This is a genomic window from Pseudonocardia pini (genome assembly GCF_013870575.1).
Classification (GTDB): Bacteria; Actinomycetota; Actinomycetes; order Mycobacteriales; family Pseudonocardiaceae; genus Pseudonocardia; species Pseudonocardia pini.
In genome coordinates, this window is the sequence record NZ_JACBXB010000095.1 from 1 (window position 1) to 11432 (window position 11432).

10 protein-coding genes and 1 pseudogene are annotated in these 11432 nt (G+C 73.0%); 7 read left to right on the top strand and 4 right to left on the bottom strand.

The features are described 5' to 3' along the window. Window positions 1-1470, top strand: a 1470-nt coding sequence (locus tag H5J29_RS08625; protein ID WP_181780391.1) for an ABC transporter substrate-binding protein, incomplete at its 5' end; no start/stop codon positions are given. Window positions 1471-1517: 47 nt separating this feature from the next. On the opposite strand, the gene H5J29_RS08630 is transcribed toward H5J29_RS08625, so the two are convergent. Together H5J29_RS08630 and H5J29_RS08635 are read right to left on the bottom strand one after the other, a co-directional pair. Then, the gene (locus H5J29_RS08630; protein ID WP_181780392.1) at window positions 1518-2381 is read right to left on the bottom strand and encodes an SMP-30/gluconolactonase/LRE family protein; all 864 of its coding nucleotides are present in this window, start codon (window positions 2379-2381) and stop codon (window positions 1518-1520) included. Between the two features lie 3 nt (window positions 2382-2384). Continuing rightward, entirely contained in the window at window positions 2385-3302 is a 918-nt protein-coding gene (locus H5J29_RS08635) for an SMP-30/gluconolactonase/LRE family protein (RefSeq protein WP_181780393.1), read from the bottom strand. 201 nt (window positions 3303-3503) lie between these two features. Between H5J29_RS08635 and H5J29_RS08640 the strand changes: the two are divergent. The 5 genes and pseudogenes from H5J29_RS08640 to H5J29_RS08660 form a co-directional block, all read left to right on the top strand. Continuing rightward, window positions 3504-3758 (top strand): annotated as a pseudogene (locus tag H5J29_RS08640) (alpha/beta hydrolase fold domain-containing protein); the annotation flags it as partial. A 149-nt stretch (window positions 3759-3907) separates the two neighbouring features. Further along, window positions 3908-4756, top strand: coding sequence for an enoyl-CoA hydratase-related protein (locus H5J29_RS08645; protein WP_181780395.1), 849 nt, complete (start codon window positions 3908-3910; stop codon window positions 4754-4756). 45 nt (window positions 4757-4801) lie between these two features. Beyond that, entirely contained in the window at window positions 4802-5971 is a 1170-nt protein-coding gene (locus tag H5J29_RS08650) for an acyl-CoA dehydrogenase family protein (protein WP_181780396.1), read from the top strand. 9 nt (window positions 5972-5980) lie between these two features. Next, complete coding sequence (locus H5J29_RS08655; protein ID WP_181780397.1) at window positions 5981-7051, top strand: acyl-CoA dehydrogenase family protein; 1071 nt, start codon at window positions 5981-5983, stop codon at window positions 7049-7051. Further along, complete coding sequence (locus H5J29_RS08660) at window positions 7048-8292, top strand: cytochrome P450 (protein ID WP_181780398.1); 1245 nt, start codon at window positions 7048-7050, stop codon at window positions 8290-8292. The genes H5J29_RS08655 and H5J29_RS08660 overlap by 4 nt, the downstream gene beginning before the upstream one ends. A gap of 15 nt (window positions 8293-8307) precedes the next feature. On the opposite strand, the gene H5J29_RS08665 is transcribed toward H5J29_RS08660, so the two are convergent. After that, window positions 8308-9075 (bottom strand): SDR family NAD(P)-dependent oxidoreductase, encoded by a 768-nt coding sequence (locus H5J29_RS08665; RefSeq protein ID WP_181780399.1) that lies wholly within the window; start codon window positions 9073-9075, stop codon window positions 8308-8310. 309 nt (window positions 9076-9384) lie between these two features. Here H5J29_RS08665 and H5J29_RS08670 point away from each other — a divergent pair, with 309 nt between their 5' ends. Next, the gene (locus H5J29_RS08670) at window positions 9385-10767 is read left to right on the top strand and encodes a FadR/GntR family transcriptional regulator (protein ID WP_181780400.1); all 1383 of its coding nucleotides are present in this window, start codon (window positions 9385-9387) and stop codon (window positions 10765-10767) included. Window positions 10768-10789: 22 nt separating this feature from the next. On the opposite strand, the gene H5J29_RS08675 is transcribed toward H5J29_RS08670, so the two are convergent. Then, window positions 10790-10981 (bottom strand): ferredoxin, encoded by a 192-nt coding sequence (locus tag H5J29_RS08675; protein ID WP_181780401.1) that lies wholly within the window; start codon window positions 10979-10981, stop codon window positions 10790-10792. Window positions 10982-11432: the final 451 nt, after the last annotated feature.

Here is an 11432-nt window from a genome sequence, read left to right on the forward strand (position 1 = left end):
CTGGACCGGGACGCCACCCTGCGGGTCACCTGGGTCATCCCGGCCATGCCGCTCGACCCGCACAAGGCGGCGTCGGAGACCGGACAGTTCCCGTACATCTCGCCGGTCTACGACCGGCTGACCCAGATGGTCCACGCGTCCGCCGGTGCCGAGCTCGCCCCGATGGTGGCCGAGTCCTGGGAGTTCGACCCCGCGTCCCGCTCCGTGACCTTCCACCTGCGCGGTGACGCCACCTTCTCCGACGGCTCGGCGGTCGACGCGGCCGCGGTCGAGGCCAGCCTCGAACGGGCCCGCACGGTCGAGGGGTCCACGGCCAAGGGCCAGCTCGCGATGATCGACACCATCGAGGCGAAGGACCCGCGGACGCTGGTCGTCACGACCACCCGCCCGGCCGCCGACCTGCCGTACGTGCTGTCCACCGGCTACGGCAGCATCATCAACCCGAAGGCGCTGACCAAACCGGATCTCGACCGGGCTCCCGAGGGTTCCGGACCGTACGTCGCGACCCAGGTGAACCTGAACGACGGCGTCGTCTACGAGCGCCGCGAGGGCTACTGGGATCCCGAGGCGGCCAAGGTGAAGCGGCTCGAGATCAAGGGCATCCCGGACCCGAACGCGCGCATCAACGGTCTGCGCGGGGACCAGTCGGACTTCACCCTCCTCCAGCCCCAGCAGTTCGACGTGGCGACCCGGCTCGGGGACGACTACCCGGTCACCGTCTACGCGAAGTCGGGGCAGATGCAGCCCGTGCGGCTCAACACCAACCGGCCGCACCTGTCCGACGTCCGGGTCCGGCAGGCGATGAACTTCGCGATCGACCGCGACGCGATCAGCAAGGCCCTGCTCGACGGCCAGACCCCCGCCGCCGACCAGCCGCTGTCCGACCTCTACGCGGGTCACCTCACCAGCCCGCCGATGCCCTACACCTACGACCAGCAGAAGGCCCGCGACCTGCTCGCCCAGGCCGGGTTGGCCGGTGGGTTCACCATGTCCATGCTGGTCCCGTCGTACTCGCCGGTCACGGAGATGTCCCAGGCCGTGCAGGCCCAGCTCGCGCAGGTCGGGATCACCGTGAACCTGGTGCCGATGGACCCGATCCAGGCGCTCCAGCAGTGGAAGCCGGACACCGAGTACGACTCGTTCATGCAGGTCCGGGTGGGCTACGAGACCGCGGCGACGACGTTGTCGCGCAACTACCTCGTGCCCTCCGCGTTCCCGGGGCCGGTGCCCGCCGAGTTCTCCGCGGCGGTCGCCCAGGCCTTCGACCCCGCGCTGTCGGAGGAACAGCGGGACCAGGTCCTGCAGAGCGCGTCCACCATCGCGAACGAGCAGGCCTTCGACCTGTACCTCAACAAGGTCCCGTCGCTGATCCAGACGTCGAAGCGGGTGGTCGGCGTCGACAGCATGGGTCGGGCGGACTACCAGGGCATCTTCGACCTGCGCTACGTCGGTCTGACGAAGGAGAGCTGAGCGGCGAGCCGCGCCCCCCGGGAGCCATCCCGGGGGCGCGGCTCGGCTCAGGCGGGTGCCGGCACCGGTGCGGTGGCCACGTCGACCCAGCCGTCCGAGTCCCCGGCGTCGTAGCGGTCGCGGGTGGTCCTGGCCCGCGCCAGGTACAGGGTGACGCCGTCCGGACCGCCGAGCGCGCACGACACGGCCCAGTCCGCCCCGACGTCCACCCGGTGGGTGACCGCGCCGCCGCGCTCGACCCGGACGAACTCGCCGGTCGTGTAGCAGGCCGTCCACACGCCACCCGCGGCGTCGACGGCGAGTCCGTCGGGACTGCGGCCCGGCAGCGGCGCGAACACGCCGTGGGGGTCGAGCCGTCCGTCGTCTCGCACGAGGTACGAGCGGAGCTCGGCGCCGACGGTGCTCGCCACGACCAGCTCCCGGGTGCCCGGGAGGAGGACGAGACCGTTGGGATAGGCGAGCTCCGCCGCGGTCTCGACGCTCCCGTCGGACCGGACCAGCAGGACGGCTCCGGCCTCGTCGTCGTCGGTGTAGCCGTCGACGTAGGCGTGGCCGGTCGCGGGATCGACGAGCATGTCGTTGAGTGCTCGCCAGCCCGCGGGCCGGGCGTCGGCCACGACCCGGAGGTCGCCGCCCGGATCGGTGCCGCCGGAGTAACGCAGCACCCGCCTGCCGCGCATCGAGGCGACCCACAGCGACCCGTCGGGGCCGAAACCCAGCCCCGACGGGCGCCCCGGCACCTCGGTCAGTACTCGTGACGTCCCGTCGGGGAGCGCGGTGTGGACGGCGCGGCCCACCATGTCGGAGAACCACAGCCTGCCGGCGTGCCAGCGCAGGCCCTCGGGGAACGCGAGGCCCGAGAGCCACGGTCGGGCCCTCAGCTCGACCGTGGCGCGGGCGGGCGAGGACACGCCCTATCCCGCCGCGGGCGTGGTGATCCGGTAGGGCTGCGGTGCGCCCGGCGTCTCGACCCGGGTGCGCGTGACGAACGGCTGGCTGATCGCCCCGACGACGAGCGTGCGGCGATCGGGCCCGACGAACACCGGGTTGGTGGGCCAGCCGAAGACGGTGCCCTCGGGGTCGGCGACCACGGTCTCGACCTTGCCGTCCTGGTCCGCCACCGCGAGGGCGTTGCGGTTGTACACGCAGATCCACAGCAGGCCGGACTCGTCGAACGCCATGCCGTCGGGACCCGGGGTCATGTACTGCGCCTCGAGACCGTCGGTGGGGATCTCGCAGAACACCTCCAGCGGACCGATGCCGCCACCGGCCCGGATCTCGGCCCGGCTGATCCGGCCGGTGAAGGTCTCGGCCACGAACAGGTGCCTGCCGTCGTTGGACAGCGCGAGCCCGTTCGCGAAGGCGAGGCCCTCGGCCAGGATCTCCGCGCTGCCGTCCGGGCGGCGGACGAACAGCCAACCGTCCGGGTTGCCGAGCATCTGCGGGATGGTGTCCGGGCCGGGGTGCTCGAACCTCGTCGACTCGGTGGCCCAGACGAACCCGTTCGCGTCGGCCAGTGCGTAGTTGCTGTGGGTGACCCGCCTGCCGTCGACCGAGTCCACGAACGACTCGACCGCTCCGGTCGCCGTGTCGAGGGTCTGCAGGTGCCCTTCGAAGTCGGCGATCAGCAGCCGACCGTCGGGCAGGAAGTTGAGGCTGTTCGGCTCGCCGCCGGCATCACCGAGGGCATGGATCGTGCCGTCCTCGTCGACCCGGGCGGCGGCCGTCCCCTTGTCGCTCACCCAGACGGTGCCGTCGGGGGCCTCGGCGATGCCCTCGGGGCGGGTCACGCCGTGTGCCCACGGGTGGAGAGCGGACAGCTCGAGTTGCACTTCTGCCTCCGGAACGTCGATGTCGGGGTGGCGCGGCGCCGGCGCCGCGTGTGTCGCACGTTATACCGTTAGCGGAACCGGTGGAACCGCTCCCGGTCACCGTGCACCGGCCGCGGGAGGCCGAAGGTCCGCTGCCGGTCGTCGTCGTGGTGCACGGCGGCGGGTTCGCCCTCGGGGACCGGGACTCCTCCGCACCCGGCGTACGCGGCCCCGGCACGGGTGGCCGACCTGGGCGGTCCGCCCGCCTCGTTCGTCCTCACCGCCGAGCTCGACCCGTTGCGGGACGAGGGGATCGTCTACGCCTGGCGGATGCTGCAGGCCGGGGTCTCCGTCGAGCTGCACAACCTGGACGGGGTCGTCCACGGGTTCGGCTCGCTCCCGATCACCGTCGCCCGCCGCTGGGCGGACGCCCAGGTGGAGGCGCCGCGCCGGGCGTTGGTCCCGGCGCGGGCCTGAGGCGGCACCGGCGACGGTCGGCCTCGGCGCCCGCGAGGGAGGGCCGGGGGAGGGGTGCGGCGAACCACCGGCTCCGGCCTCGGCTGCTTGTACGTCAAACAGTTAACGATTAGGCTGCCGACCGCGCACCGCTGCGACCAGGACGGGACATGTCGACCGACACCACACGAACCGAGGCCGTGCACGACGCGGTCTCAGCAGGCACGCCGATCACGGACGGGCCGGTGCTCGCCGAGCGCCGCGGCCACGTCCTGCTGGTCACTCTGAACAGGCCCGAGGCCCGCAACGCCGTCAACCAGGAGATGTGCCTGGTCGTCGGCGACCTGCTGGAGGAGGCGGACGCCGCCCCGGACATCCGGGCCGTCGTCCTCACCGGGGCCGGGGACAAGGCGTTCTGTGCGGGGGCGGACCTGAAGGCGATCTCCCGGGGCGAGCCGATCCTGCCGCCCGGCCGGGAGCACTGGGGCTTCCTGGGCTGGGCCACGCACCCGATCAGCACGCCGACGATCTGCGCGGTGAACGGCACGGCCGTCGGCGGCGGCACGGAGCTGGCCCTGGCGGGGGACCTGGTGGTCGCGGCCGAGACGGCGAGCTTCGGGCTGCCCGAGGTGAAGCGGGGTCTCATCGCAGGCGCGGGAGGGGCGTTCCGGATCGTGGAGCAGCTGCCGCACCGCGTCGGTCTCGAGCTGGTCATGACCGGCGAGCCCATCAGTGCCTCCCGGGCCCTCGAGCTGAACCTGGTCAACCGGGTCGTGCCCGCGGAGCGGGTGCTGGACACCGCGCTCGAGCTCGCGGGGGTGATCGCCGCCAACGCGCCGCTGGCGGTGCAGGCGAGCAAGCGGATCGCGCTCGGGATCCGCGACGGCCGGATCCCGGCCGAGGTCGAGGCGTGGCAGCTGACCGCGGACGAGATCGCGCGGAACCGGCGGTCGGCGGACGCCGCGGAGGGTCCGCGGGCCTTCGCCGAGAAGCGGCCTCCGGTCTGGACCGGGCGCTAGGGGGTGTCTGCGCAGCCCCGAGCGACACGACCCGACAGGAGCACCATGGATCTCGCGTTCTCCCCCGAGGACGAGCGGTTCCGCGAGCAGGCCCGCGACTGGCTCGCGACCAACGTCCCGCGCGACCCCCGGCCCCAAGAGGGCCCGGAGATGCGCGAGTTCGACTCCGCCTGGCAGCGCCGACAGTTCGACGGCGGCTGGGCCGGGGTCAGCTGGCCGACCGAGCACGGCGGCCTCGGCCTGTCGACGGTCCGGCAGCTGATCTGGCACGAGGAGTACGCCCGCGCGGGCGCCCCCTACATCGGCAGCCTGTTCTCCGCGGTCAACTACGGCGGCCCCGCCCTCACGATCGAGGGCACGCCGGAGCAGCAGGCCGCGCACCTGCCCCGGATCCTGCGCGGCGAGGAGGTCTGGTCGCAGGGCTTCTCCGAGCCCGAGGCCGGATCCGACCTCGCCGGGCTCCGGACCCGCGGCGTCGTCGACGGAGACGAGCTCGTCGTCACCGGACAGAAGATCTGGAGCTCCTACGCCCAGATCGCCGACTTCCACTTCTGCCTGGTCCGCACGGACCCGGAGCGGCCGCGGCACAAGGGCCTCACCTGGGTGCTGATCGACCTGCGCAGTCCGGGCATCACCGTCCGTCCGATCAAGACCATGGCCCGCGACCTGCACTTCTGCGAGGTCTTCTACGACGAGGCGCGGGTCCCGTTGGGCAACGTCGTGGGCGGGCTGCACAACGGGTGGAAGGTCGCCATGTCGACGCTCACCCTCGAACGCGGCACCGCCTTCATGGCGGACCAGGTGTCCTTCGAGCGCACCGTGGACGCCCTCGTCGTCGAGGCCGCGTCGCGGCCGGGCCCGCGCGGCACCGGCCGAGCCCTCGACGACGCCGGCGTCGCCCGGCAGCTGGCCGACCTCAAGACCGTCGCCGGCGCACTGCGCTCGCTGTCCTACCGCAGCATCTCCACCCTCGAACGCACCGGTGCCCCGGGCCCCGAGGGCTCGATGATGCGGCTCTACCTCGGTGAGGCCAACCAGCGACTGGGCCGGGCCGCGATGGACGTACTCGGGGTCGAGGGCCTCGCGTTCGTCGCCCACTGGCGCAAGGGTTGGTCCGGGCACTGGTTGCGGCACTTCGCCAGCACGATCGGCGCGGGCACCGCCGAGATCCAGCGCAACGTCGTCGGCGAGCGCGTGCTCGGCCTTCCTCGATAAGGGAGCACCATGGACGTCCTTGCCGACGCCGACCAGGCCGAGATCACGGCGCTGGCCCGGGAGTTCCTGACCGAGCGGCTCGGCCCCGACCAGGCACACGCGGTCGCCGACGGCCGTGCCGTGGTCGACGCCGCACTGCTGGGCCGGGCCGCGGAGCTGGGCTGGTTCGGGCTCGGGCTGCCCGAGTCCCGGGGCGGGGCCGGGTACGGCCTGCTGGAGGAGATCGCGGTCTTCCGGGAGATCGGCCGGGCCGTGTCGCCCGGTCCGCTGCTCCCCATGGTGCTCGCGGCCCGCATCGCCGTCCTCGGTGGCGCCGACTCCCAGGCCGAGGGGCTGCTCTCGGGCACGCTGCGGGCCGCCTGGGCCGAGCCCGTGCCCGGGGCCGCGACCGTGACCGCCGAACGGGTGTCCGGGCGGTTCGCCTCGTTCGACCCCGAGCGGGCCGACGTGCTCGTCGTGGTCACCCCGGAGGTCGCCGTGCTGGTCCCGGCCCCCGACGGGTCCGCCGCGGTCCCGTCCGTCGACCCCACGATCTCGACCCTGGTCGCCGAGCTCGAGGTCGCGCCCCTCGCCGTGCTGCCCGCCGACGCCGATCCGGTGTACCTGCGCGGGCTGCTGCTCTCGGCCGCCGCCCTCGTGGGCAGCGCCCAGCGGACCACGGAGATGGCCGTGGAGCACGCGGGCACCCGCGAGGCGTTCGGCAGACCGATCGGCACCTACCAGGCGATCAAGCACCGCTGCGCCGACATGTGGATGCGGACGCAGGCCGCGGACGCCCACCTCGTCTACGCCGCGCTGGCCCTGGACAGCGGGGGCAAGGTCGAGGCCGACCTGCCCGGCCTGGCGCACGGGGCACGCTCGCTCGCCGCGGAGGCCGCGGCGCGCAACGGCGAGGCGGTCGTCCAGGTGCACGGTGCCATGGGCTACACGTGGGAGCACGACAGCGGCCTCCACATCGGACGCGCAGAGGTCCTGCGACGGTGGTTCGGCGGTCCTGCCGCCGACGTCGACGCCGTCCTCGCCAGCGTGCCCCTGAGCGACCCTCGAACCACGATCTCGCAGGCAGGAGAGACGCCATGACCGCACCCGCCTCGGAGCGCCCGCCGGAGGAGGTGGACGTGCCCGCGCACGTCCCCGACGACCTGGTGCACCGCCTCGACCATCACAACGACACGATCGTCACGAGCGACCCCGTCGGGTTCATGGACGAGCTGCGTGAGCGGTACCGGGTCTTCTACAGCCCCGTGTACGAGGGCTTCTGGGCGGTGACCCGCTACGCCGACCAGCGCGAGGTGTTCCAGCGCCCCGAGCTCTTCTCGTCCTCGCCCACGGGCCTGCCCGGCGGCCCGGGGTACGGCGGTCACAAGCTGCTCCCCATCGAGCTCGACCCGCCGGTCCACACCAAGTACCGGGCGCTGATCAACCCGGTCTTCGCGCCGAAGCGGATCCGGGCCCTGGAGGAGAAGGCGCGGGTCCTGGCCAACGAGCTGATCGACCGGATCCTCGACTCCGGGCGGAGCGAGATCGACTTCGTCACCGACTACGCCGAGAAGTTCCCGACGCAGATCTTCGTCGACATGATGGGCCTGCCGTTCGAGCGCTACCGCGAGTTCCTGACCTGGAACAACACGTTGCTGCACAGCGCCCAGATCGGCGCGGGCCTCGACGCCAAGCGGCAGGCGGGCATCGAGATCAACGACTACCTGACCACGCTGATCGACCACCGGACCGAGCACCCTGGAGACGATCTCGTCAGCGTGCTCATCGCGAGCGAGGTCGACGGCGAGCAGCTCACGCGGGAGGAGGTGCTGCGCTCGGTCTTCCTGCTCTTCATGGCCGGGTTGGACACCGTCATGTCCGCGCACAGCTGGTTCTGGTGGCACCTCGCCCGCAACCCCGGGCACCGGCAGCAGATCCTCGACGACGAGGCGGTCGTGCCGTCCGCGATCGAGGAGCTGCTGCGCGTGAACTCGTTCGTCAACGACGCCCGCACGGTCCGGGAGGACACGGAGTTCGCCGGCGTCGCGATGAAGAAGGGCGACCGGGTGTGGCTGAGCTCCTCCAGCGCGTGCCGGGACCCCCGCGAGTTCCCGGACCCGCTGACGGTGGACCTACGCCGCAGCCCGAACCGGCACATCGCGTTCGCCGCGGGACCGCACCGGTGCGTGGGCTCCCACCTCGCCCGGCTGGAGCTGCGGGTGACGATGGAGGAGTGGCACCGCCGGATCCCGCACTACCGGATCCCGGAGGGCGCCCACGTCCCGATGCACTGCGGAGGCGTCGCGGGCATCGACTCGCTGCCGATGATCATCGAGCGCTGAGCGCGGCGGCCCCGGTCAGCGGACCATCAGCATGCCGCCGTCGACGGCGATGAGCTGCCCGGTCACGAACCCGGCCCCCGGGCTCGCCAGGAACAGCAGGACGGGCACGAGGTCCTGGCGGACATCCCCCAGCGCGCCGCGGACGGCCATCCGCTCACCGAGCGAGGCGTCGTGCGCGGCGAGCTGGTGCGCGGTCATCGAGGCGCGGGTCGCGGCGTACATGGGGGTCGCGATGGCGGGGGCGAGGGCGTTGACCGTGATCCCCTCGGGTCCCCACTCGTGCGCGATGCTGCGGGTCCAGGCCAGGACGGCGCCCTTCGTCGCGGCGTAGTGGGCCTTGCCGGGGTAGCCGTGCGCTCCCGCGCCGGAGGCGAAGTTGATGATCCGGCCCCCGGCCCCGGCGAAGAGCCGGTGGGCGGCCTGGTTGGTGAGCATCGTGCCTCTGGCGTTGACGGCGAAGATCCGGTCCCACTGCTCGGGGTCGATCTCGGCGGCGGCGGAGCCGGGCGCGATCCCGGCGGCGTGCACCAGCACGTCGAGGCCGCCCAACAGCTCGGCTGCGCGATCGAAGGCCGCGGTCACGCTCGCGGCGTCCGCGACGTCGCACGGCACGAAATGGGCCTCGCCGGGGCCCTGCGCGGTCGCCTCCGTCGCGATCGCGCTCCCGCCGTCCTCGGTGATGTCGCAGGACACGACGTGCGCGCCGGCTGCCACGAAGCCCTGCACGGCACCGGCGCCCATCCCGCTCGCGCCGCCGGTGACGAGGACGCGCTGCGCCGTCATGGAGACCCTCCGTGGTGTGTCCCGCGGCCCGGTCGTCGGGTCCCCGCTCCCCGGGCAAAGTATCCTCTATCCGTCGACCCGTCGAGGGTTGCGCCCGCGTGGAGCGCGCTGACGCCGGCCCTACTCCGCGGCGAAGACGGGCGGGCCTGCGCTCGCCCGCCTGAGACTCCGGGAGGGCCCGCGACCTCGGCGCGGAGTCCGCCACAATGCGATCACTGATTGATTGCCCCTCGGCAGGGGCTGAACTAGCCTCGGGGGTATGAGACGACCCGGTGGATCCCTCCGCCGGACGGCGCGGGCCGGGGCCTCGTGACCGGCACCCTGGCGAGCCGGATCTCCCGGGAGATCGAGGGCGAGATCATGCGCCGGGGCTGGCCCGTCGGCGAGGTCCTCGGGTCGGAACCCGGGCTCTGCGAGCACTACGGCGTCAGCCGCGGGGTCCTACGGGAGGCCGTGCGGCTCGTGGAGCAGCACGGCGCGGGGCGGATGCGACCCGGGCGCAACGGCGGACTGATCGTGTGTGCGCCCGACTCCGGAGCCGTCACCCAGGCCCTGGTCATCTACTTCGAACACCTCGGCCTCGGCGTCCAGGAGGTCCTGGAGGCCGCGATCCTGCTCGAACCGCTGGCCGCGGGGCTCGCCGCGGGCCGGGTCGACGAGCTCGGGATCGGGCGGATCCGCCGGATCCTGCAGGGGGAGAGCGAGCGGCGGGACGAACGCGGTGTCGCCGCCCTGCACGCCCTGCACGTCGAGTTGGGGAAGCTGTCCGGCAATCCCGCCCTCGAGCTGTTCGTCGCGGTCCTGAACCGGCTCGGCACCCGGTTCGCCGCGACGGGGCGGGCGATCTCGCAGGACGAGCTCGACCGCGTCAAGCTCGCCACCGAGGAGCGGCACTCCGCGATCGCCGACGCCGTCGTCTCGGGAGACCGCCCCCGGGCCGAGGCGACGACCGCGGCCCACCTCGACGCCGTCAGTGGCTGGATGACGGCGCTCGACCCGCGGGTGGACGGCCGCCGACCTCGGCTCCCGGCGGTGCTGCACGGGTCGAAACGGGCCGCGGGCGTGGCCGGCGCCCTCTACGACGAGATCGTGGCGAGCGGGTGGCCGGTCGGTCGGCGGCTGGGCTCCGAGTACGAGGTGATGGCCCGGTTCGGGGTGAACCGGGCAGTGCTGCGCGAGGCCGTGCGCATCCTGGAGTTCCACGGGGTGCTCACCACCAGGCGCGGGACCGGCGGCGGGTTCTTCGTGGCGGCGCCGCGGGTGGGCGCCAGCGTCGACTCCGTCGCGCTCTACCTCGACCATCGCGGCGTCGGACCGGGTGACCTGCGGGCCGTGCGCGAGGCCGTCGAGATCGGTGTCCTGGGGCTCGTCGCGAAGCGATGGACGGAACCGTCGGTCGCCGCCCGCCTCGCGGCCGGGCCGCAGGGCCCGGACGGACTGCACACCGAGCTCGCGGAGCTCTCGGGCAACCGGGTGCTCGCGGTGTTCCTGCGGATCCTGCAGGAGCTGTGGGAACGCCTGTACGGCCCCGACCCGGTCGCCGGGGTCGACCTCGACACCGCCGCCGACACCCCGGCCCAGGTGGCGACGGCCCACGCGGACATCGTGGACGCACTCCTGGCCGGGGACGGCGGCGTCGCCCGACTGCGGATGCGCAGGCACCTGGCCGGTCTGTCCGGCTGGGACCGGTGACCGGCGCGCCGCCTGCGGCCGGTCAGTCCTCGATGGTGATGGCGCGTTCCGGGCAGGCATCGGCGCCGAGCCGGGCCTGCTGCTCCAGGTGTGGGGGCACCTCGCCGTCGAACGGCAGGGCGTAGCCCACGTCGTCGAGCTCGTAGACGTCCGGGCCGTTGGCGGCGCACTGCGCGTGACCGGCGCACTTGGCGGTGTCGATGTGGATCTTCAAGGGCTTCTCCCCGCTCGGAGCCGTGGTGGGTTGGCGGAGCCCGGGGGCGGTGAATGACTACCCTCAACCGCCATCGGTGCGCCGCCGAGCGCGACGTCGTCCACCCTAGTGCACGGGACGGCGATCGGAAGTGTCCACTCTTTCCGTCGGCGGGCGGGTGCCTCGGTGTCCCTCGCGTGCCCATCGCCTCGCTCCGGCCGGACCCGGGCCCGCGGTCGGCGACGATGCCGGTCCTCAGCTGCGCGTGAGCCCGCCGGAGTCTTATTGAGCATCCCTAATGGCCTGCCGCGTCGGCGGGCCGCGGTCCGCGAGGAGCGGCTGCCGCGGCGCCGGCTCTCGCACTATCCCGCGTCTTGTCGCAGGTACGGGAATCGGTTACTGTTTCCGCAGCCACAGCGGCCCGGTTGACCTCGGGCGAGACTTTCAGGATCCTTATCACCGTCCGACCGCA